Origin of the sequence: Enterobacter sichuanensis, from assembly GCF_002939185.1 — a bacterium.
Lineage (GTDB): Bacteria > Pseudomonadota > Gammaproteobacteria > Enterobacterales > Enterobacteriaceae > Enterobacter > Enterobacter sichuanensis.
Genome location: NZ_POVL01000047.1, coordinates 1 through 19,672 on the forward strand (window position 1 = coordinate 1; position 19,672 = coordinate 19,672).

Here is a 19,672-nt window from a genome sequence, read left to right on the forward strand (position 1 = left end):
TTAGTAAACCACTTCCTGAAAAACCATGTGCGAAACCAGGGGTAGTAAGCGTTGTAATTCATCCGCGTGATATCAACATGGAACTGAATACTGAATTTATCCATACAAAAGGCCAGATCATCATCTTCTGTATAATCCTGCAGGATATCATCTAACTGCAAGGGAATAAGTTTTCCGGTGAACGTTCCCAGCACCGGTAACTCATTCCGGAAAAATGTTAAAACGTCTTGTTCATTTACCATATGCGATCTTTCTTATGTGCAATCGTGTTGTATTTTATAAGTGTTTTATAGCATATTTGAGCCAAATCGCTGGCAACCAATGTCCAGCCGAGCACTGGCAGGCTTCTGCCAACAAAGGCTCCCAGATTTGTAACATACTTCGGTTTTAAGGTGGTAATGCTCGCTTCTGTTAACGTCGGTAATCTTACTGGTAATGCTACGTTGAGATATTGACGCAAATACTTTGAAGCTATCGAGGTGCCTGCTGTCGTTCCGTAGGGTTTATTTCTGGTCTTTAATAGCGGTAATCCTAAAATGATACAACTCATCATTACAGCATCCTCTATACCGCCAAACTGCTCTTCGATCACATCTAATAGAATCCAGAAAAATAATTCACCAGCCGATATATTGCAAATTCCTTTATAGAAATATGTCCCATTGAGTTCCTCGACCGTATCCATACATGCCTTCATATCAGTATTTATTAATCACATATACCTTACGCCACTTCAGCTGATATGTTGATAAAAGCGACCTTTATAAATTCCTAATTTCTCCCCGGCGTAATTTACACATACGACAACAGATAATGATTTATTGATTTGAACAATTATTAATGAAACACGTTATTTATTATCCTTTTTTCTGAAGCAGCCTCGCAGAATGTTACTTCTTCTTTCAAACTCTCTTTTGCTTAGGATTTAACGGGCGTATGTTTCTCCCACGCCAGCAAAATCTGGCGTCGGGATTGGCATCCCGGTTAAACTTAATGGCGGCGTAAGCGCTTGTTGCGCCGTGCGTCTGGCTACATTCCAATGGTGGGCTGGACGGGGGCGTCGCAAGACGCGCCGGTGTCCATTAAGGCCGGTAATGCCAACTCCGTTCAGTCCTGCCACCCGGGAAATTGGCATTTCTCTGGCAGTGTCTTAATCACTTAATGGAAACTGTCATATGACCACCAGTAACACACTTTTCACGACCCCTTTCGACCACAATACCGACTTCACCGAACTTGCCGACAACTCCCAACGCTATTGCGAAGCGCTGGTGGAAGAGACCGATCCTGCAAGAAAAATAGCGCTCTGCGGTCGTCTTGCCTCAACTCTCGCCCTGCTCCGCCCGATGCTGCTGGAACCAATCCCTGAGCACTTAGAGGAACCTCTTACCGTCGATGTGTTTCCTGAACCTGAACCTGCATTCCACGCCGAGTCCGATCAACTCTGCCGCTACTGTGAGGAAATTACACAACTGCTGATAGCAGGCGTGCTCTCACCTGAATCTGCCCGTGTGATGGGGGATTTACTCTTTGAGCTGACGGGCTACTTTGCCGACCAGCTCACCGCCCCGCGCTGGCTGAGAACGGAAGCTGGCGTCGCGTTGCTGGGTTGAGTCTGGATTGCCGGGTGACGGCTTCGCCTTACCCGGCCTACATTCCCGTAGGCCCGTGCAAGCGTAGCGCCGCCGGGCATTAAGCCGCATGCCAGCCGAAGTGGAATCCACCTCGGAGAATTTACTCTTAGTCATACATCCCGCCTCCTTTCAGCCACCACTCGGGTAATATTTCCTGCAGACAAAATACACCTGCGCACAGTGCAAGGGTGCATTATCATTCATGTAGCAACCTCGCACCGGGATTTGCGATCGCCACCGGGTAACATGTATGAAGCATTGAATCCTCCGTTGAAAGGCTATTTTTCAATCCGGGTCAACAAACAATACAGGCTCGTTTTTCGCTGAACTGCGGGTAAAGCAGACGATCTCTACCTCTCTCCACACAAGTACACGCAACACAAGTGAGGCATCATCTATGACACTTCAGCAGGCACTCCGCAAACCCACCACGCCGGGCGACGTGTTGCAGTACGAGTACCTTGAACCGCTCAATCTTAAAATCAGTGATCTGGCGGAGATGCTTAATGTCCACCGCAACTCCATCAGCGCATTGGTCAATAACAATCGCAAGCTTACTGCCGATATGGCAATAAAACTGGCAAAAGCCTTTGATACCACTATTGAATTTTGGCTGAATTTACAACTGAACGTCGATATCTGGGAAGCGCAATCTAACTCCAGGACGCAGGAGGAATTAAGCCGTATAAAGACCGTTGCAGAAGTCATGGCTAAAAGGAAATCTGGTCAGCCGGATGTCGCCTGATCCAGCCACGCGCATTACCTTCGCCCAAAAGGGACTTCTTTAACCGCCCACTGTCCCGGCGTTTTACCGGTCCATGCTCTGAAAACCTCAATAAATGCGCTGACGCTGCTGTAACCGCACGACAGCGCGATCCACCCCACCGGTTTTCCCGCCGCGAGCCACTCCATTGCCTGCATAACGCGCGCCAGCTGCCGCCAGTTGACGAAGTTCATGCCGGTCCCGGCACGAAACCGACGGTTGAACGTACGCACGCTCATCCCCGCCTGGCGGGCATGGTCCTCAACCGTCTGGTTATCATCGACGAACTGCAGCAGATGCCTGACCACGTGCTTCAGGCGCGGATCTGTCGGTACAGGCAGGTAATAACGGACCTGTGGTGCCAGGGCAAGTTCATCCAGCAGCAGAGCGAGCTTTCGCGGATCGCCTTCACTTCCTCCCGCGCTTACACGCGAAAAGAGCGCATGCGTGAGATCGTCGGGTTCGAAAAGCGCAGGCGCACCGGGAAACGCAGCACACTGCTCAGGATCAAGGTAGATCGCGCAGCCTTCAACGGCGCTTTCCGCAAAGGCGGCGTGCTGCTGGCCGGGCGGGATCCAGCCGATATGTTTTGCCGGTACCACCGCACGCCCCTGCTGCGTCTCAATCACCAGCAGCCCTGTTTGAATGCGCCAGAGCTGGCCGGGATGATGACTGTGCCACGGAGTACGATAGCCGCCGGGATGACTGAGTATCTCAGTGCTGAACATCGCATTTGACCGAAAATCGTTATTCATCGACGTATTACAGAAACTGCGCCTTCCTCTGTCAAGGATAATGGTGGCTCACCCACACAAGGATCCATCATGCGTATTATCACATCCCTGCTCGACCCTGCAGAAAACAGCGCACAGCGCGAGAACATGGCCTGCCTGCTGACGGGTCTCTTTACAGGCGAAATCGATCCGGCAGAGGTATTCACTGCCGACTACCAGCAGTTCACAGACGGCCATGCGCTTGATTATCAGGGTTTTGTACAGCACCTGAACCACGTTCGCGCGCAGATCCGCGAGATCGCATTCACCGTGGAGGAGATAAGCTGCCAGAACCACCTTCTGGCAGACCGCCATATCGTGACGGTGACCTATCCGGAGGGTCATCAGGCCGTACTGGAGGTGTATATGTTTGCGGCGCTGCGTGAAGGGAAAATCTGGCGGATCCATGAGGTCACGCGAGCCCTCAGCGGCAATACATCAGACCGCGCGCTGGCCCACGCGACACAGTAACGTCACTCCGCCGGGTTCAGGGCGACGCTGTTATACACCCCGACATAGCGCACAAACTTGCCGATAAATACGCCCGCAAAGACGCCGCCGGAGACAATTGCCAGCGCGCTCATCGCGGGCTGCTGCAGGGTCTGGGGAGAGATGGCGCTCATGACGCCCAGCACATATTTCACCCCAAACGCCAGCATCATAAACGGTAGCGCCGTGTAATCAGCCTGACGGAACAGGGTGCGCGGCGCATCCGTACGCGTGACAACCGTCCGCTTAATCAGGAAATACCCCAGCGCCGCGCCGATAACGATCCCTGCGAACCACAGTGCTACCGTCACAAGGGTCAGCTGGCGATAGACCACCAGATCGTAGATATCCCAGACAAGAAAGATCCCTGGAATGATGGCAAGCCGCTCCAGGGTCACGGTCGCGGGCTTGCGGGCTTTTATGCCGCGAGAGAGAAGGAATAGAAACAGCACCCACACCCAGACGGGGGTGTGCGTCACAACACCGATCAGAAATTCAAACATGGAGATCACCATGAACGATCGCGGCTTTGCCGCCCTGAACGCCTGTTGCGCATAACGGCAGAACCACCGTTATGCGCAGGTCTTTTACAGCGATTTTTTCAGACGACGAACCGCCTCTTTCAGATCTTCATCCGTTGGCGTGACAAACGACATACGCAGCGTTGAAGGGTCTGGCTCATTGCAGTAGAAAAATTCGCCCGGTACAAAGACTACGCCATTACTTAACGTTTTTTCCAGCCAGCGGGTGGTGTTCATGCCGTTGTTCATTTTCGCCCATAGGAACATGCCGCCCTTTGGCTTGTGGAACGACATCACATCGCCCAGCTCAGCCTCCAGTTCCGTCGCGAAGGTCTGGAATTTCTGACGATAGGCCTCACGGATCATTTTAATCTGATCCGGCAGACGGCCGGTTTTCAGGTATTCGTAGGTCATCAGCTGCGACAGGGTGCTGGTGTGCAGGTCGGTGGTTTGCTTCAGATTCACCACCGCGCGCTTCAGCCACTCCGGCACCAGCACCCAGCCTACGCGCGTGCCCGGCGCGAGAATTTTAGAGAAGGTGGAGGTATACACCACGTTCTCTTCGTTACCGATAGCTTTGGCATGGGCAATTAACGGACGGAAGAGCTCATCGGTGTAGTTAATTTCGCTGTACGGATCGTCTTCGATGATCACGAAGTCATGGCGCTTCGAGAGTTCCACCAGCTTTTTACGACGCGCTTCAGAAAGCGTAACCCCGCCAGGGTTGCCGAAGGTCGGCACAATATAAACCGCTTTAATGGCTTTTTTGGCCACCAGTGCTTCGAGTTCGTCGACGATCATGCCGTCGCCATCAGTGCCTACGGATTCAAAATTCGCCTGCGCCAGGCCGAACACCTGCAGGGCAGCGAGATAGGTTGGGCGCTCGACAACGACGGTATCGCCGGGGTTAATCAACGCCCGCGCCAGCACGTCCAGGGACTGCTGCGAACCGGATGTCACTACCACGTCATCGGCTTTACAGGCAATGCCGCGCCCTTCACAGATGCGCTGAATTTCTTCGCGCAGTCCCGGCACGCCTTCGGTCAGACCGTACTGAAAGGCTTCGCCAAAATGCTGTGAGAGTACGGCATCCGCGGCCATTTTCAGGCCTTCGTGATCGAATAAGGCCGGGTTAGGGATCCCCCCGCCCAGCGAAATAACGCCTGCCATTTTGCTATGTTTTAATAATTCACGGATGGCAGATGATTGCAGGCCCTGCGCACTGCTGGCGAGTTTATTCACAGACATTGTTTGCTTACCTTCTTTTTTTATAGTGTGCCCAATCTTAGCAGAATATGAGCGATAAATTCCGTAAGCTTAGGCAGCGGGCGTAAATCCTGGCGCCACAGCAGATGCACCGGCCTCGGCTGCGGGATGTAATTTTCCAGCACCCGCACCAGCCTGCCGCTTGCCAGCTCTTCCGCCACCAGCACTTCCGGCTGCAGCAACAGCCCCGCTCCGGCGCGTGCCGCCATCCGCAGCCCGTAACCGTCGTTGCATCTTAATACCGCATCCCGCTTCCAGCGCACCTCCCCTTCGACACCCGGTAGCCGCCACTCGTTGCGCTCAGTCCATACGCTGTGGGAGAGGCAAAGGTGATTCACCAGGTCGGCGGGCGTTTGTGGCGTGCCGTAGCGCGCCAGATAGTCCGGCGCGGCGCAGATCACCATCCGGTATGGGCAGAGATATTTCGCCACCAGATCGTCGTGATGAATATCCCCAATGCGAATGGCCAGATCGACACCCTCCTCAACCAGATCCACCATCCGGTTGGTGAGATCCAGCTCCACGCGCACGTCCGGGTAGCGCTGCAAAAACGTTGCGGTCAGCGGGGCAATAACGCAGCCCCCAAACGAGGTAGGTGCCGTCACGCGCAACGTACCGGCCGGTGCGGCGCGCAGACGCTCCACCGCGCTTTCGGCAATCGATACCTGCTCCAGCACCCGCTTTGCTTCGTCATAATAGACCCGTCCGGCGTCGGTCAAACTTTGCCGCCGCGTATTACGCTCCAGCAGACGGGTGCCGAGCTGCGATTCCAGCAATGCAATGTACTTCCCCACCATCACCGACGACATTTCCAGCCGGGATGCGGCACCGGTAAAGCTGCCGCTTTCCACGACGGCGATGAAGGTCTCCATGCCGCGAAGCTTATCCATATTCCAAACCTCTGGTTAGCAATCTTCTAACTTTAGCCCAGTTTATCCGGTTTTTAATTTATTAAAGAATGGAGGCTCACAACAGAAGGAGTCGGCTATGAAAATCGTCATTATTGGTGCCAGCGGTACAGTGGGTCGTGCGGTAAGTGAAGAGCTGAGTCGTCGCCACGAGGTGATCCGCGTGGGCCGCACGCAGGGTGACTATCAGGTGGATATTACCTCGCAGGCAAGCGTCCAGGCGCTGTTTGAAAAAATCGGCCCGGTGGATGCCATTGTCTCCGCCAGCGGCGGACTCTACTTTGGCCCGCTGGCCACCATGAAGGACAGTGACTTCAATCAGGGCTTACAGGATAAACTGCTCGGGCAGGTGCGCCTGGCGCTGACCGGCCAGCACTACCTGAACGAAGGCGGCTCTATCACCCTGATAAGCGGCATCGTGGCGCACGAGCCGATCGCTCAGGGCGTGAATGCCACCACGGTGAATGCGGCCCTGGAAGGGTTTGTGCGCGCTGCGGCCTGCGAGCTGCCGCGCGGGATCCGTATCAACCTGATTAGCCCGACGGTGCTCACCGAATCCGTCGAAACGTATGATGGCTTCTTCCCGGGCTTCGAAAGCGTGCCTGCCGCGACGGTGGCGCAAGCCTATCGCCGCAGCGTGGAAGGCGTGCAGAGCGGGCGGGTGTATAAGGTGGGCTACTGAGGCGCAGTGCACAGCAGTAAACTGCATTGTCGGGTGGCGGCTGCGCCTTACCCGACCTACGATTCAAATGTAGGCCGGGTAAGCGCAGCGCCACCCGGCTCTCTTTTAGCCCACCGTGCCCCAGACCAGATTGCCGTTGTGGAAGGTCGCGGTACGCGGGGAGATGCGCGCCACGGCTTCGGCGGAGCAGGAGGCGTCCACCAGCACAAAGCTGGCGTCGTCCTGCGCTTTCGGCCACACGCGCTCGCCTTTGTCGTTCAGCGGCAGCACGTCGCCGGTGGCAATACCTAATGCGCGAGAGAGTGTCTGCTCGTTCGGGCGGATGTAGAGCTGGGCATAAAGATTGGCTTTTTCCAGCATGTCCCCCAGACCGTATGGCGACCAGTGGTCGATCACGCTGTCGGTGCCCGTCATCACAAACACGCCTTTATCCCGCAACTGCTTCAGTGGCATATGCAACGTGCCAATCGGTACGGTGGAGGCGATGGTCACCTGCTGCGCCGCCATGCGGATGGCGATGTCATCCACCTGCTGTTCGTTAAGCGTCGCCAGCGCAAAGGCGTGACTGATGGTCAGTTTGCCCTTCAGCGCTGGCGTTTTTTCCACGGTTTCCACCATGTAATTCACCGCCGCCACGCCCGCCGGGCTGGTTTCATGCAGATGAATATCCACCCCTTTGTCGTAGTCCAGCGCAATCTGGAACATGGTGTCGAGGGATTTCTCCATCGCGCCGTCGACGTTGGTAGGATCCAGCCCGCCCACGTAGTGCGCCCCGGCCTGCATCGCCTCACGCATCAGCTTTTCGGAATTTGACAGCAGCAGCCCGTGCTGCGGGAAAGCGACGATTTCACAGTCAAAGCCGGGCTTGCGGCGCGATAAAACCGCCTGCAGGTTTTCCAGATTCTTCAGGCCGGAGGTCGGCTCGATATTGCAGTGGCTGCGGGCGATGGTAGAGCCTTTCGACTGGATGAGGTCGATCAGCTTTTCCGCCCGCGCCTGGGTGTACGGCTGCAGCTCCGGCAGCAGCTTCTGCTCAAGACGGATCATGTCCTGAATGGTGGTGCCCGCCGGGCGGTTGAGCGACCGCCATGGTCCGCCGTAAAAGGTTTTATCCAGGTGGATGTGCATATCGCGCATTGCCGGAAGCATCAGCTTGCCGCCCGCGTCATAGTGCGGCAGCGAGGCGGCCGCGTGGCTTTTATTGTCGCGCAGGGCGACGATCTTGCCGTCTTTAATCTCCAGCGTTTTCAGCTCGGTGCGGATACTTGTCGCCACGCTGCCGTCAAAGTTGAACCCGGCTTCAAGCAGCACGTTGTCCAGATAGTAATGTTTTGCGGTGATGGTCATCGGTTTACCGGTCTCGCAGAGTGGCTTTGCGGAATCAGCAGCATACGCGACGGATCCGGTCACGCCAAACAGCGCGCAGGCGGTGACCATTTTGCCGCTCTGGCTAATGAATTCACGGCGGCTTTTGTTCTCACTCATCTTATCTTCCTTCATTAACAATGTGGGTGCCGGTTTCCCCGCGCAGCGCGGCGGGCAGGCAGTCAGGCGAGGTGATGATCACGCGCTTGCCGCCGTGGTGTAAAAACGCCAGCGAGGCGACAATTTTGGGCAACATGCTGCCCGCCGGGAAATGTCCCTCTTCCATGTAGCGCGTCATCTGCGCCACGTTGACGGTGTCCAGTGCCTGCTGGCTCGGCTTGCCGAAGTTGATGCACACCTTCTCCACCCCGGTGGTGATAACCAGCACGTCGGCGCGGATCTCGCGCGCCAGCAGCGCGGTGGAGAGATCTTTATCAATCACCGCATCCACGCTCTGGTAATCGCCCTGCGCCGAGCGCACAACGGGGATCCCGCCGCCGCCCGCGCCGATCACCACAAAGCCTTTTTGCGTTAACGCTTTGATAGCCTCCGCTTCAACGATGCGCAGCGGCTGGGGTGACGCCACCACGCGGCGATAGCCCCGGCCTGAATCTTCAACAAAGTGCCAGTCCGGGTGCGCCTGCTGCAGTTCATCACGCTGCGCCTCACTGAAGAACGCGCCGATGGGTTTAGTCGGATGGCTGAAGCCGGGATCGTTTTTATCCACCTCCACCTGCGTGACGACCGTGACCGCTTTTTGCTCCCCGCGGGCAGCCAGGCGGTTGTTGAGCGCCTGCTGGATCAGATAGCCGATTCCTCCCTGCGTGTCCGCCACGCAGTTCGCCAGCGGCGTCAGCGGCAGCCCTTCCCGCTCGTGGGCGATTTCGGCGCGGCGCAGATCCAGCCCGACCTGAGGGCCGTTACCGTGGGTCAGCACGATGTCATAGTCCGAGGCCAGCATTTCCAGCACCGACTCTGCCACCGCTTTCACCGCCTGCGCCTGATGCTCAACCGACTGGCTGGCGTTGTCTTTGATAATGCTGTTGCCGCCAATGGCAACGACCATAAGCGCTTTCATACGTTTTCCTTCACAATCGGGCCGGGTTCGACGCTCGCCGTTTCGCGGCTATCCAGTACATGCTTCACCACAAACATACCGCCCATCATCAGGTAGGCCGTCACGAACATCAGCGAACTGCCTTCGGCAAAGCCCACTACCGGGGCGTGGATGACGCCAAACAGCGCCAGCAGCGCGCCCCCCGCGGCAGCGACAGCCCCGCGCAGCGGTTTGTTAATGATGGCAAAGATGGCGATACAGCCCCAGAGCATACTGGCCAACGGCGCGCCGTTGCCGAGATGCATCAACCCTTCGTAGTAGATCCCTTTGCTGTGCAGCACGTCGGTACCGATTTTCGCCGCACTTGTCCCGGCCGCGCCCATCACGCTGTTCATCATGGTCAGCGCCCAGTTGGCGATCCACGGGAACAGGCAGATGAAGATGACGGGGACCTCCACCTTCGGCGTTTCCCGCACCACCTGGTTGGCGGTGACGACGCCGATAAACACCAGAATCGGCACGATGGCGGTCATCGGAATGATGGCGAGCATAAACGCCCCCAGCCCGAACAGCGGCACAATAAACATGGTCACGCCGGAAGCCAGCGTGTAGCCGATGCTCGCCCCCATCGCTTTCCAGCCCGGATGGCCGACATAGACCGTGACCGGGAACGGGTTGCCCATCAGGCAACCAAGCATCGACGCCAGACCGTTCGCCAGCATCACTTTACGCGTCGGGTATTCGTCCCCCGCCGCGTGGGCGCTTTCGATGTTCTCCAGGTCAAAGATATAGTTCGCCAGGCCCAGCGGAACTGCCGAGGCAAGATACGGCAGCGCGTGCGGCAGCCCCTGCAGGAACCCTTCCACATGCACCTGCGGCGGGTTAAAGCCGAACGATGACATCGAGGCTTTAATCGCCTCCGGGCTTTGCAGGCCGGAGATCCACGCCAGGGCCGTGCCGGCAATCAGCAGCAGCAACCCTGTCGGGATGCGGGCAAAAATGGGCTTTTTACCGAACCAGTTGATGAAGATCAGCAGCAGGACGATGAACGACACGGTGGGCGCTTCGAACGCCTGCAGTATCGGGTTCATCGCCAGCAGCAGCAGGCCCAGGCCGGACAGGCACGACAGCAGTACGGTACGCGGGATCATCTTGCGGATGGTTTCCCCTAAAAACGAACCGCCCGCCAGGATCATCGCCTCAACAAAGCACCACACCAGGCCAATCTGAATGGCGAACTCCGCATCGCCCGTTTGCTGATACACCGGCATCAGGACCAGGAAGGTCACGGTAAAAATTGACGGCGCGCTGGGGCCGGACGGCAGCGCGGTCACATCCGTGCGCCCGGTCTGGCGCGCCATCTGCATGCCGAACCATGCGTAGCAAATACTCGCCGCCAGCACCGCCAGCCCGAAGGCGGGCGCAATGCGTCCATAAACAATCTCCTTCGGGATGCCGACGACAAAAATGAGCAACCCCATCATGGTCAGCAAATTGGTCAGGTTGTTGGTCATCAACCCGAAATAGGCCGCCCAGTCACCTCTTTTCCACTCCAGTTTCATGTTTTTCATGGATGCATGCCTTATAAAAAGTAGCGATCGCGGAAGGTCAACAGCGCCTTTTCAAAACAGCTAAACGGCGGGTGGACAATGCCCGCCCCAATCATGCCGATGCCCGCGTCTTTGTGGGCAATGGCGGTGTTGATGACCGGCAGAATGCCGCTGCCGGCGACTTTGGTGATGTCGATGGCGCTCGGGATGCCCATAAACGAGAGCAGCGGAATGGTGACGTTCGGGTTTTCGCCGAGGGTGATTTCACGCATCTGGCGGGAGAAGTCGATGGCTTCCTCCACCGTGCCGCCCACGAGGGCGACAATCGCCGGGGCCGTTGCCATCGCAAAGCCCCCGATGCCGTAGGTTTCGGTAATTGCGCTATCGCCAATGTCCAGCCCGGAATCTTCCGGCTTATAGCCCGCAAACATAGGGCCAATCACCTGCTGCGCCGGGCCGGTGAACCACTGTCCCGGCAGGCCGGAGATGCGCAGACCAAACTCGTAGCCGTTACGCGCCATGGTGGTGACCACGGTGCTGTATTCAATGCCGTGGGCGGCATCCAGCGCGGCCTTACACATCGCCATCCACGTCGGGCCGGAGAAGTAGTCGCTGCTGGCGACAAACTCAAACACCTCGCGCTGCTGCTCAACCGGGTAGCCCGCCTGAATCAGCCCCGGCGTCAGCGCCTGGATCAGGAGCGTGGTGCCCGCGTTGTTGCGGTTGTGGCACTCATCGCCCATGTGCAGCGCCTGGGCCAGCATCAGGCGCAGGTCGATTTCACCGATAATCTTCATGGCGTCGCGCAGCATCGGGCCGAGCACGTCGCGCATCCAGTTCAGACGGTCGATCACGCTCTGGTCGTTGGCGCCCATGCGCAGGATCTTCGCCATCTGTTCGCTAAGGTTGGTGAACGCGCGGTTGCCATAGGTTTTGTTCTCAACGATGTGCATAAACATCGACGCGGAGGTGACGCCCGCCATGGAGCCCACGCAGTCGTGCTCGTGGCACGGCGAGAAGGTGATCTCCCCGGAGGCCGCCAGCCTGGCCGCGTCCTCCAGATCCGTCGCCAGCCCTTCAAACACCAGCGCGCCGGTGACGGCACCTTTCATCGCTCCGCACATGTTTTCCCAGGCCACAGGCGGACCAGCATGCAGGATGGTAGTGTGGGTCATCCCCGGCACAACGTTAATCGCCTGGTCATAGCCCACCAGCACCGGATGAGACTGAATGATGCGCTCAAGAGCGAGTTGGTTGGCGGCGGCGATCTTCTCCGCCAGCGGTTTTTGTGCCAGCTGGTCGAGCGCCTCAACAACCTGCATATTGCCCTGCCCCGGCGGCGTCCAGTCGAGCTGGGTGACGGGTACGTGCTGTTTTTTGAGATCGTCACTGAACATCGCGATGCCGACGTTAATCACGTCCAGCGGCTGGTTAAATAAGGTAGTCATTATGCTTTCTCCCCTTTGCAGACAAATTCACGGGCCAGTAATCCGGTGTTGGTACTGCTGCTGGCCCAGATGACGCCGGCATCGGTGAGCCGCTGGCACTGCTGCGCCAGCTGCTGCGGATCCTGATCGGTACCCAGCACGTAGCCGAGGATCTCCAGCGGACGGTTATCGGCTTTCGCAATGGCCTGCGCCTCTTTGATGGCGTCGAGCATCACCCCGACCGGATCCTCGTGCGCGCCGAAGCCCAGCACGAAGTCCATCACAATCACCCCCACTTCCGGATCGCGCGCTTCCTGCAGCAGGCGGCTGATGCGGTTGGTCGGGTCGATCATCGGGTGCGGCTTGCCGTTGGTGAAATCGTCATCGCCAAAATCGAGGAAGGTATGGGCCTGGCTGACGTTGATATCGCGCAGGCGCTTCGCCGGATCCGGCTGAATGTTGCTGTAGACGTCGTCGAATTTTTCCAGCGCCGCGAACATCGCTTCATCGCACAGGGTGCCGCCGCAGAACAGGCCGCGAATGTATTTCTGCTGCGGGGTCAGGCGGGCGCGCACCGCTTCAATCAGCTGCCAGTTGAGCGGGTGCAGGTCCAGGGACGCTTTTTTGATGCCGGTAAGCAGGACGGCCTTCAGGGCCGCCTCTTTGGTGCCGCGCGCAAACTGCAGCCCGTCTTCATCTGCTGGCGGCTCATTGCGCCCAAGGAAACAGACGACAACGGGCTTGCGGCAGGCGCGCGCGCGGGCCAGCACTTTTTCGGCCACGGCGGGGGCCGGCGGCTTGGAGATCAGCGCAATCACCTCTGTGCCCTCGTCGGCCTCCAGCATCCCGATGGCGTCGAGCATCATCAGGCCGCCGATCTTCTCGCTGAGATCGCGCCCGCCGGTGCCAATCAGCTGCGATACGCCGCCGCCAAATTCATGGATGCGCACGCTCAGCTCCTGGCTGCCGGTACCGGATGCGCCGACAATCCCAATGGGCCCGCGGCGTACCGCGTTGGCAAAGCACAGCCCCGCGCCGTTGATAATGGCGGTGCCGCAGTCTGGCCCCATCATCAGCAAGCCTTTCTGGTGAGCCAGCTGCTTCAGCGCCAGCTCGTCGTCGAGCGACACGTTATCGGAGAACAGCATCACGTTAAGATCGTTTTCCAGCGCCTGACGCGCTTCACGGGCGGCAAAGGTTCCGTTGACCGAAATGACCGCAAGATTTGCATCAGGACGATGGGTTTTGGCGCTGGCAATCGTGGCGTAGCGTGCTTCATGAGCGCCCTGGCGTTCTTTACGCGTGAACAGCGCCTCAATCGCCGCCAGGGTTTCATCATTGGCCGCGTCGCCTTTAATCACGATCATCAGATCGCCGTTTTTAGCCTCATTTAATTCCGGCGTTAACAGTCCGAGGTTTTTTAAGACGCCTTTATTCATCTCCGTCGCCATGGCCACAAAGGCCTGCTCGACGCCCGGCAATTTATTGGCTTTGGTGGAAACGGACATTAATGAGACGGAGTCAAAATACGTGTTCTTTTTAATCACGATTTTCGTGGGCATTATTTTCTCCTGAGAGCGGATAAAAGGGGGCCGCCGTCGTGCGAAATACACGTCGGTAAAAATGCGTTTTTAATTACTGGCCAGCCGGAAAAGGCTGGCCGAATACGTTATGCGCCCGCCGCCAGCAGCAGGTCGGCTATCTCGTGGTAGCCTTTTTCACGCGCCAGTTCGAGCGGCGTTTTGCCGTATTTGTCGGTCATATGCGGGTTCGCGCCGTGTTCCAGCAGCAGCTTCACAATCTCCTGCTGCTTCGCTCCGCCGTCATTTAATACGATGGCTTCCAGCAGCGGCGTCCAGCCGACAAAGTTGGTGTGGTTGACGTTAATATCGGTTTTTTCCAACAACTCACGCACAATATCCACGTGCCCTTTTTCACTGGCAGGGGTAATGCCCACACCGCCGAAGCGGGTCAGGCGGTCGAGGTCCGGGTTCGCGGATAATATCAGCCGCAGGAGGGTGATATCGTTGGTCAGGCAGCTAATCAGGAAGGGGTTAAAACAGGTCTGGTCCTGTTTATCAATATCCGCGCCGGCATCAATTAATAAGGACACACAGGAATAATGTTTGTTCAGGCTGGCAAGAATAATAGCGGTTCTTTTCTGACGGTTGGTGGCGTTAATATCCACACCTTTCTCCAGACAGACTTTTAGCGCGTCGGCATTGCCCTGCTCTGCCGCCAGCAGAAATTCAGTAACGAGTTCGTTCTCAGACATAAAGACTCCCGATGATGTGTTGCTGATGACCTGAGAATAGCAACAGCCCTTTCAGAAAAGAATCCGCTTAAAAATCATTCATCGACAGTCAATTCATTGTTGAGTTAAATTCAATAGTTCAGCTAAAACGTGCGTCTGTGCAACCTTTTCCTTATGGCTGGCCGCTTTTTATCGCCGCAGACGGCATTCTTCTTATGGCTGATAAAGCCTTGCACTGCAAGGCTTGTAGCAAATCATCAGAACTGTGACCGGCGTCAAATACCGTGTTGCGAGGCTGTTAAAATATGTTCAAAACTGATGGCAACCTGGAGCCGTAATATGAATTCCATCTTTACTGAAGAGAATTTGCTGGCCTTCACGGCCGCGGCACGTTTCGGCAGCTTCAGCAAGGCGGCTGCCGAACTGGGCGTGACCACTTCGGCCATCAGTTACACCATTAAGCGGATGGAGACCGGACTGGACGTGGTGCTGTTTGTCCGCAACACGCGCAGCATTGAGCTGACCGAGTCCGGCTTTTACTTTTATCGCAAAGCGACCGACCTGCTGAATGATTTTCATGCCATCAAGCGCGGAATTGATACCATTTCTCAGGGCATCGAAGCGCGGGTGCGCATCTGTATTAATCAGCTGTTATACACCCCGCGCCATACCGCGCGGCTGCTGCAGGTGCTGAAAAAGCAGTTTCCTACCTGCCAGATCACCGTCACCACCGAGGTGTATAACGGCGTCTGGGACTCGATCATTAATAACCAGGCCAATATCGCCATTGGCGCACCGGACACGCTGCTCGATGGCGGCGGGATTGATTACACCGAGATCGGCGCCATCCGTTGGGTGTTTGCCATCGCGCCGGAACACCCGCTGGCCTTCGTCCCGGAACCGATAGCGGAGAGCCAGCTGCGCCTGTATCCCAACATCATGGTGGAAGATACGGCACATACCATTAACAAGAAGGTCGGCTGGCTGCTGCACGGACAGGAGGCGATTCTGGTGCCGGACTTTAATACCAAATGCCAGTGTCAGATCCTGGGGGAAGGGATAGGATTTTTGCCGGAATATATGGCGCGGGAAGCGGTGGAAGACGGGCTGTTGGTGACACGACGTATCAATAACCCGCGTCAGGACTCGCGCATGCTGCTCGCCACGCAGCATGCCGCAACCGGCCAGGTCACGCGCTGGATCAAACAGCAGTTTGGCCCACAGGGCGTGCTGACCGGGATCTACAGCGACTTACTCTGGCGCGCTTAGCTTTTGCTTTGTACCCAAAACGCGTGAATGAGGCCGGGGAAGTAGCCCAGCAGCGTCAGAAGAATGTTGATGATAAACGCCCAGCCAAACCCTTTGCCCAACAGAACGCCCAGCGGCGGCAACAGGATGGTAAAAACAATACGCCAAAAACCCATAAAAACTCCGTGCAAGCTAATCCATTGAAAATAATAAAAGAACACCCTCTAAGCGTAGTCAGTTTATCGGTCTGCGCCAGTTCCATGCCTCGCTTTTACCCTCTTTTACGCTTTTGACACTGGCTTAATGCCCGCAATTACTTTAGCATTACCTTAATTAAGTAAATGCTAAATTATCATGACTGAACTCGAACAGCTTCAGGCCAGCGCAGAGCAGGCCGCCACCCTTTTAAAAGCGATGAGCAATCCACGCAGGCTGCTGATCCTCTGCACACTCTGTGGCGCGCCGGGGACCAGCGCAGGCGAACTGGCCCGCGCGACCGGCCTTAGCGCCTCTGCCACGTCGCAGCATCTGGCGCGTATGCGTGAAGAGGGTCTGATCGACAGCACCCGCGACGCGCAGCGCATTCTCTATTTCATTAAAAACGATGCGGTGCATCAGCTCATCAGCACCCTGAAAACCGTTTATTGTCCGTAAGGAGCCGCCATGTCACTTCCTCTGATTTCACCTCAACAGGCCAGCGCGCGCGTCGCAGAAGGGGCAAAACTGATTGATATCCGTGATGCCGACGAATACGCCCGCGAGCATATTCCTGTCGCCCAGTCCGTGCCGCTGGATACCTTGCCTGCAGGGCTTAAAGCCGGGGCCGGTGACACGATAATTTTCCACTGCCAGTCCGGTGCCCGGACCTCGGGGAATGCCGATCGCCTTGCCCGGGCAGCCTCGCCCGCTCAGGCATTTGTGATCGAAGGGGGGATTCAGGGCTGGAAGCAGGCCGGGCTGCAGACCGTCGAAGACAGATCCCAGCCGCTGCCGCTGATGCGTCAGGTGCAGATTGCCGCCGGGCTGCTCATTCTGTGCGGCGTGGTGCTGGGCTATAGCGTCTCCGGCGGCTTTTTCCTGCTCAGCGGTTTTGTCGGAGCCGGGCTGCTGTTCGCCGGTGTGACGGGCTTTTGCGGTATGGCGAGACTGCTCAGGGTGATGCCCTGGAACCGGCGTACCTCGTAATCCGTCATCGGTGAAATACGCTGTACCCGACGTCATACGTGGGCTAAGGTGAAGATCGCTAAAACGATGAGGAGGTTCTATGTTTGCTGTCGGTGATTATGTACAACCGCGTCAGGGCGGGCCAAAACTGAAAGTGCTCGACGTGAAGGGGGATAGCATTGTGGCGGTGCAGGCCAGCAATGAAGAGGGTGAGAAATTTACCCTGAAAGCAGCAGAGGTCGTGCTGTATAGCGAAGAAGGTGATTTCGGCGTCTGCTAAACAGACATCCGGGCGGACGCTTCCGCCCGGCTCACGGATTAGATCAGAAAATCATCCAGTGATTTACCGTTAGCCAGCGCGCTGGCAATAGGCTTCGGCGTGCGGCCCTGGCCGGTCCACGTTTTCTCTTCACCGTTCTGGTCAATAAAGCGATATTTCGCTTCACGCGGTTTACGTTTTTTCACCGTTTTACCCGCCAGCGCCCGTTCAGAGTTCAGCAGTTCGGTTGGAGAAATACCATCGGCTTTCATCAGTTCCAGCAGGGCATTAATTTTTTCCTGCTGCTCAGCGCGCTGCTGTTCTAATTCCGCCAGCTCACTACGTTTCTCTTCGGCAACGACCCTGACCTTTTCCAGCATTTCCTCAAGAACGTCCAGGGATAATTCACGCGCCATGGCGCGCAGAGTTCGGATATTATTAAGATTCTGTAACGTCAAAGACATATTATTTGAAAACCTTTTCTTTGGGGTAAATAGATAAATCACCGAAAGAATAATTCATTTCAGTGAAAATATCTACCCACGGGTCCGCTCTGTCAATAATGCCAATACCTTTATATGTCACCCTTTATATTATCATATCCGGTTTGCGGGTTATGTTTTCATTGACCTCTGACCCACTATAAATGGTCAACCTTAAGCCAAATTACAGCATTCCGTGCCACCCGGAACGACACTTATACACACGTCAGCACCACCACCAATAACCAATTGTTTTTAAATAAAAAAATATTAAGCGGGACAGATTATAACGAACCGGTCAAAAAACAATCATTTTTAGAGAATTTTGTGGACAAAACGCGATTAAATAAAAATTAATCACTAGTTGTTAGTTCAAACACAGAGATATACGCTATACACGTCAAACAAACCAACCTAAAGCACTATACGCTGCGGGAAAATCGTTTCTTTTGTGTTCTTCTCAAGGAGTTCAGCCATGTTCTCACCGCAATCACGCCTGCGCCATGCGGTAGCGGATACTTTCGCGATGGTTGTCTACTGTTCCGTCGTGAACATGCTGATTGAAATATTCCTCTCCGGAATGACCTTTGAGCAGTCACTTTCCTCTCGTCTGGTGGCAATCCCGGTCAATATTATTATTGCCTGGCCTTACGGTTTATACCGCGATGCGGTAATGCGTCTTGCGCGGCGACTCAGCCCCGCAGGCTGGGTGAAAAACCTGGCAGACGTTCTGGCGTATGTGACCTTCCAGTCTCCAGTTTACGTGGCCATTCTGCTGGCGGTGGGCGCGGACTGGCACCAGATCGCGGCGGCGGTCAGCTCAAATATTGTGATTTCAATGCTGATGGGGGCGGTGTATGGCTATTTTCTCGACTACTGTCGCCGCCTGTTTAGGGTCAGCCAGTACAGCCAGGCAAAAGCGTGATGTGAAGCGACTGGCGCACGCCAGTCGCAAGTTTACTGTACGTCGCCAAACAGGCCTTTCAAAAACCGTTCCAGCGCCATACGCGAGCTGAAGCCATGCGGAATACCATAATGCTCATGCGTCTCGCCGCCTAAATAGAGCGGGAATTGCTGATAATGATCGCAGGTTTTAATATCCGAGGCTGGCTCAGCAAATGACAAACTTCTGTCTTTCAGCGTCGGGTGAATAATGAGAGCGGTACGTCCCATTCTTGCTTCACGATTAACGTAAACGTAATTCTCGCCGCGGCGATAACCATACGCTTTTGGTGTCACCTCATCCATGGTGAATCCCTCTTTTTCAAGAACGCGCGCCACCTCATCAGGTCGTAAATACATATCTTTTCCTCGTTATCTTTTCCTGCCCGGCAACCTTACAGTATTCAGCATTAGCAGGGCTTTCAGAATAGTCCATAAACTGCCGGATAACGCGTGATGCGCTTCAGATATTAAATTTCTGAACTAAACTGAACGGGAACACAAGATTACGGAGGAACGTATGTTTAACAGACCGAACCGAAACGATATTAATGACGACGCGCAGGATATTCGTAATGATGTCAGCCAATTAGCGGATTCGCTGGAAGAGGTGCTGAAATCCTGGGGAAGTGGCGCGAAGGACGAAGCGGATGCGGCTAAACGTAAGGCTCAGTCTCTGCTCCGTGAAACCCGTGCGCGTCTGAACGGACGTACCCGTACGACTCAGGCGGCCTGCGATGCGGTCAGCTGCGCAACCACCTTCGTGCGCGAGAAACCGCTCTGCACGCTGGGCACGGTGGCGGCAGTCGGGATCTTCGTCGGAGCCCTGCTTAGCCTGCGTAAATAACGCCTTGTGAGTTGTTTTTCTGCCCCGGTGGCCAGCGGCTA

General features: G+C 56.0%; 26 protein-coding genes. 11 read left to right on the forward strand and 15 right to left on the reverse strand.

The features are described 5' to 3' along the window. The coding region (locus tag C5687_RS18540; protein ID WP_104557537.1) for a DUF1493 family protein at positions 1-242 on the reverse strand (242 nt) is incomplete at its 3' end. Then, the gene (locus tag C5687_RS18545) at positions 236-685 is read right to left on the reverse strand and encodes an STM2901 family protein (RefSeq protein WP_059386397.1); all 450 of its coding nucleotides are present in this window, start codon (positions 683-685) and stop codon (positions 236-238) included. The genes C5687_RS18540 and C5687_RS18545, both read right to left, overlap by 7 nt. 490 nt (positions 686-1,175) lie before the next feature. Between C5687_RS18545 and C5687_RS18550 the strand changes: the two genes are divergently transcribed. From C5687_RS18550 to C5687_RS18560, 3 genes are all read left to right on the forward strand, one after another. Further along, complete coding sequence (locus tag C5687_RS18550) at positions 1,176-1,613, forward strand: hypothetical protein (protein ID WP_059386396.1); 438 nt, start codon at positions 1,176-1,178, stop codon at positions 1,611-1,613. A 168-nt stretch (positions 1,614-1,781) separates the two neighbouring features. Beyond that, positions 1,782-1,961, forward strand: coding sequence for a type II toxin-antitoxin system RelE/ParE family toxin (locus tag C5687_RS18555; RefSeq protein WP_072049135.1), 180 nt, complete (start codon positions 1,782-1,784; stop codon positions 1,959-1,961). A gap of 70 nt (positions 1,962-2,031) precedes the next feature. After that, positions 2,032-2,379 (forward strand): HigA family addiction module antitoxin, encoded by a 348-nt coding sequence (locus C5687_RS18560; RefSeq protein ID WP_045286350.1) that lies wholly within the window; start codon positions 2,032-2,034, stop codon positions 2,377-2,379. Positions 2,380-2,393: 14 nt separating this feature from the next. Here C5687_RS18560 and C5687_RS18565 read toward each other — a convergent pair whose 3' ends face one another. Then, positions 2,394-3,152: a helix-turn-helix domain-containing protein gene (locus C5687_RS18565; RefSeq protein ID WP_238380496.1), complete on the reverse strand. Its 759-nt coding sequence runs from the start codon at positions 3,150-3,152 to the stop codon at positions 2,394-2,396. A gap of 69 nt (positions 3,153-3,221) precedes the next feature. Here C5687_RS18565 and C5687_RS18570 point away from each other — a divergent pair, with 69 nt between their 5' ends. After that, a complete protein-coding gene (locus tag C5687_RS18570) occupies positions 3,222-3,641 on the forward strand; it encodes a hypothetical protein (protein WP_104557538.1) in 420 nt (139 codons plus the stop codon). 2 nt (positions 3,642-3,643) lie between these two features. Here C5687_RS18570 and C5687_RS18575 read toward each other — a convergent pair whose 3' ends face one another. From C5687_RS18575 to C5687_RS18585, 3 genes are all read right to left on the reverse strand, one after another. Continuing rightward, positions 3,644-4,162 carry a DUF6622 family protein gene (locus C5687_RS18575; RefSeq protein WP_104557552.1) on the reverse strand — a complete coding sequence of 173 codons (519 nt, stop codon included), beginning with the start codon at positions 4,160-4,162 and terminating at the stop codon, positions 3,644-3,646. 84 nt (positions 4,163-4,246) lie between these two features. Further along, a complete protein-coding gene (locus C5687_RS18580) occupies positions 4,247-5,428 on the reverse strand; it encodes an aminotransferase-like domain-containing protein (RefSeq protein ID WP_059386394.1) in 1,182 nt (393 codons plus the stop codon). Positions 5,429-5,448: 20 nt separating this feature from the next. After that, positions 5,449-6,336 (reverse strand): LysR family transcriptional regulator, encoded by an 888-nt coding sequence (locus tag C5687_RS18585; protein WP_047959299.1) that lies wholly within the window; start codon positions 6,334-6,336, stop codon positions 5,449-5,451. Between the two features lie 97 nt (positions 6,337-6,433). Here C5687_RS18585 and C5687_RS18590 point away from each other — a divergent pair, with 97 nt between their 5' ends. Then, positions 6,434-7,036, forward strand: coding sequence for a short chain dehydrogenase (locus C5687_RS18590; RefSeq protein WP_025759711.1), 603 nt, complete (start codon positions 6,434-6,436; stop codon positions 7,034-7,036). 105 nt (positions 7,037-7,141) lie between these two features. Here C5687_RS18590 and C5687_RS18595 read toward each other — a convergent pair whose 3' ends face one another. The 6 genes from C5687_RS18595 to C5687_RS18620 form a co-directional block, all read right to left on the reverse strand. Beyond that, a complete protein-coding gene (locus C5687_RS18595) occupies positions 7,142-8,521 on the reverse strand; it encodes an amidohydrolase family protein (protein WP_104557539.1) in 1,380 nt (459 codons plus the stop codon). A 1-nt stretch (position 8,522) separates the two neighbouring features. Further along, a complete protein-coding gene (locus C5687_RS18600) occupies positions 8,523-9,479 on the reverse strand; it encodes a carbamate kinase family protein (protein WP_104557540.1) in 957 nt (318 codons plus the stop codon). After that, positions 9,476-11,029, reverse strand: a complete 1,554-nt coding sequence (locus C5687_RS18605) for a xanthine permease (protein WP_104557541.1) — start codon at positions 11,027-11,029, stop codon at positions 9,476-9,478. Before C5687_RS18605 ends, C5687_RS18600 begins: the two co-directional genes overlap by 4 nt. Before the next feature lie 11 nt (positions 11,030-11,040). Further along, positions 11,041-12,456, reverse strand: a complete 1,416-nt coding sequence (locus tag C5687_RS18610) for a YlbE family protein (protein WP_202911302.1) — start codon at positions 12,454-12,456, stop codon at positions 11,041-11,043. After that, complete coding sequence (gene fdrA, locus C5687_RS18615) at positions 12,456-13,997, reverse strand: acyl-CoA synthetase FdrA (protein WP_104557543.1); 1,542 nt, start codon at positions 13,995-13,997, stop codon at positions 12,456-12,458. Before fdrA ends, C5687_RS18610 begins: the two co-directional genes overlap by 1 nt. Positions 13,998-14,104: 107 nt before the next feature. Further along, positions 14,105-14,710 (reverse strand): ankyrin repeat domain-containing protein, encoded by a 606-nt coding sequence (locus C5687_RS18620; RefSeq protein WP_104557544.1) that lies wholly within the window; start codon positions 14,708-14,710, stop codon positions 14,105-14,107. A 318-nt stretch (positions 14,711-15,028) separates the two neighbouring features. Between C5687_RS18620 and C5687_RS18625 the strand changes: the two genes are divergently transcribed. Beyond that, positions 15,029-15,958 (forward strand): LysR substrate-binding domain-containing protein, encoded by a 930-nt coding sequence (locus C5687_RS18625; RefSeq protein WP_032647981.1) that lies wholly within the window; start codon positions 15,029-15,031, stop codon positions 15,956-15,958. On the opposite strand, the gene C5687_RS18630 is transcribed toward C5687_RS18625, so the two are convergent. Beyond that, the gene (locus C5687_RS18630) at positions 15,955-16,113 is read right to left on the reverse strand and encodes a YqaE/Pmp3 family membrane protein (protein ID WP_045286357.1); all 159 of its coding nucleotides are present in this window, start codon (positions 16,111-16,113) and stop codon (positions 15,955-15,957) included. The two genes, C5687_RS18625 and C5687_RS18630, sit on opposite strands and share 4 nt — an antisense overlap. A 178-nt stretch (positions 16,114-16,291) precedes the next feature. Here C5687_RS18630 and C5687_RS18635 point away from each other — a divergent pair, with 178 nt between their 5' ends. The 3 genes from C5687_RS18635 to C5687_RS18645 all read left to right on the forward strand — a co-directional run bounded on the left by C5687_RS18635 (position 16,292) and on the right by C5687_RS18645 (position 17,381). Next, positions 16,292-16,591, forward strand: coding sequence for an ArsR/SmtB family transcription factor (locus C5687_RS18635; RefSeq protein WP_045286358.1), 300 nt, complete (start codon positions 16,292-16,294; stop codon positions 16,589-16,591). A 9-nt stretch (positions 16,592-16,600) separates the two neighbouring features. After that, positions 16,601-17,122 carry a rhodanese family protein gene (locus C5687_RS18640; protein ID WP_047959305.1) on the forward strand — a complete coding sequence of 174 codons (522 nt, stop codon included), beginning with the start codon at positions 16,601-16,603 and terminating at the stop codon, positions 17,120-17,122. 79 nt (positions 17,123-17,201) lie between these two features. Next, positions 17,202-17,381 (forward strand): hypothetical protein, encoded by a 180-nt coding sequence (locus C5687_RS18645; protein ID WP_025759725.1) that lies wholly within the window; start codon positions 17,202-17,204, stop codon positions 17,379-17,381. A 38-nt stretch (positions 17,382-17,419) separates the two neighbouring features. Here C5687_RS18645 and stpA read toward each other — a convergent pair whose 3' ends face one another. Continuing rightward, on the reverse strand, positions 17,420-17,824 hold the full coding sequence (gene stpA, locus C5687_RS18650) for a DNA-binding protein StpA (RefSeq protein ID WP_025759726.1): 405 nt from the start codon (positions 17,822-17,824) through the stop codon (positions 17,420-17,422). Positions 17,825-18,317: 493 nt separating this feature from the next. Here stpA and alaE point away from each other — a divergent pair, with 493 nt between their 5' ends. After that, entirely contained in the window at positions 18,318-18,767 is a 450-nt protein-coding gene (alaE, locus tag C5687_RS18655; protein WP_104557545.1) for an L-alanine exporter AlaE, read from the forward strand. A gap of 32 nt (positions 18,768-18,799) precedes the next feature. On the opposite strand, the gene C5687_RS18660 is transcribed toward alaE, so the two are convergent. After that, positions 18,800-19,144 carry a DUF2002 family protein gene (locus C5687_RS18660; protein ID WP_008502568.1) on the reverse strand — a complete coding sequence of 115 codons (345 nt, stop codon included), beginning with the start codon at positions 19,142-19,144 and terminating at the stop codon, positions 18,800-18,802. Between the two features lie 160 nt (positions 19,145-19,304). Here C5687_RS18660 and C5687_RS18665 point away from each other — a divergent pair, with 160 nt between their 5' ends. Further along, positions 19,305-19,631 (forward strand): ElaB/YgaM/YqjD family protein, encoded by a 327-nt coding sequence (locus tag C5687_RS18665; protein WP_025759729.1) that lies wholly within the window; start codon positions 19,305-19,307, stop codon positions 19,629-19,631. Positions 19,632-19,672 lie beyond the last annotated feature (41 nt).

Excerpts from the sequence above, each read along its gene's own strand:
- C5687_RS18545 (WP_059386397.1), bottom strand. The coding sequence starts at position 685 with ATGGATACGGTCGAGGAACTCAATGGGACATATTTCTATAAAGGAATT.
- C5687_RS18550 (WP_059386396.1), top strand. The coding sequence starts at position 1,176 with ATGACCACCAGTAACACACTTTTCACGACCCCTTTCGACCACAATACC.
- C5687_RS18560 (WP_045286350.1), top strand. The coding sequence starts at position 2,032 with ATGACACTTCAGCAGGCACTCCGCAAACCCACCACGCCGGGCGACGTG.
- C5687_RS18565 (WP_238380496.1), bottom strand. The coding sequence starts at position 3,152 with ATGAATAACGATTTTCGGTCAAATGCGATGTTCAGCACTGAGATACTC.
- C5687_RS18570 (WP_104557538.1), top strand. The coding sequence starts at position 3,222 with ATGCGTATTATCACATCCCTGCTCGACCCTGCAGAAAACAGCGCACAG.
- C5687_RS18575 (WP_104557552.1), bottom strand. The coding sequence starts at position 4,162 with ATGTTTGAATTTCTGATCGGTGTTGTGACGCACACCCCCGTCTGGGTG.
- C5687_RS18580 (WP_059386394.1), bottom strand. The coding sequence starts at position 5,428 with ATGTCTGTGAATAAACTCGCCAGCAGTGCGCAGGGCCTGCAATCATCT.
- C5687_RS18585 (WP_047959299.1), bottom strand. The coding sequence starts at position 6,336 with ATGGATAAGCTTCGCGGCATGGAGACCTTCATCGCCGTCGTGGAAAGC.
- C5687_RS18590 (WP_025759711.1), top strand. The coding sequence starts at position 6,434 with ATGAAAATCGTCATTATTGGTGCCAGCGGTACAGTGGGTCGTGCGGTA.
- C5687_RS18595 (WP_104557539.1), bottom strand. The coding sequence starts at position 8,521 with ATGAGTGAGAACAAAAGCCGCCGTGAATTCATTAGCCAGAGCGGCAAA.
- C5687_RS18600 (WP_104557540.1), bottom strand. The coding sequence starts at position 9,479 with ATGAAAGCGCTTATGGTCGTTGCCATTGGCGGCAACAGCATTATCAAA.
- C5687_RS18605 (WP_104557541.1), bottom strand. The coding sequence starts at position 11,029 with ATGAAAAACATGAAACTGGAGTGGAAAAGAGGTGACTGGGCGGCCTAT.
- C5687_RS18610 (WP_202911302.1), bottom strand. The coding sequence starts at position 12,456 with ATGACTACCTTATTTAACCAGCCGCTGGACGTGATTAACGTCGGCATC.
- fdrA (WP_104557543.1), bottom strand. The coding sequence starts at position 13,997 with ATGCCCACGAAAATCGTGATTAAAAAGAACACGTATTTTGACTCCGTC.
- C5687_RS18620 (WP_104557544.1), bottom strand. The coding sequence starts at position 14,710 with ATGTCTGAGAACGAACTCGTTACTGAATTTCTGCTGGCGGCAGAGCAG.
- C5687_RS18625 (WP_032647981.1), top strand. The coding sequence starts at position 15,029 with ATGAATTCCATCTTTACTGAAGAGAATTTGCTGGCCTTCACGGCCGCG.
- C5687_RS18630 (WP_045286357.1), bottom strand. The coding sequence starts at position 16,113 with ATGGGTTTTTGGCGTATTGTTTTTACCATCCTGTTGCCGCCGCTGGGC.
- C5687_RS18635 (WP_045286358.1), top strand. The coding sequence starts at position 16,292 with ATGACTGAACTCGAACAGCTTCAGGCCAGCGCAGAGCAGGCCGCCACC.
- C5687_RS18640 (WP_047959305.1), top strand. The coding sequence starts at position 16,601 with ATGTCACTTCCTCTGATTTCACCTCAACAGGCCAGCGCGCGCGTCGCA.
- C5687_RS18645 (WP_025759725.1), top strand. The coding sequence starts at position 17,202 with ATGTTTGCTGTCGGTGATTATGTACAACCGCGTCAGGGCGGGCCAAAA.
- stpA (WP_025759726.1), bottom strand. The coding sequence starts at position 17,824 with ATGTCTTTGACGTTACAGAATCTTAATAATATCCGAACTCTGCGCGCC.
- alaE (WP_104557545.1), top strand. The coding sequence starts at position 18,318 with ATGTTCTCACCGCAATCACGCCTGCGCCATGCGGTAGCGGATACTTTC.
- C5687_RS18660 (WP_008502568.1), bottom strand. The coding sequence starts at position 19,144 with ATGTATTTACGACCTGATGAGGTGGCGCGCGTTCTTGAAAAAGAGGGA.
- C5687_RS18665 (WP_025759729.1), top strand. The coding sequence starts at position 19,305 with ATGTTTAACAGACCGAACCGAAACGATATTAATGACGACGCGCAGGAT.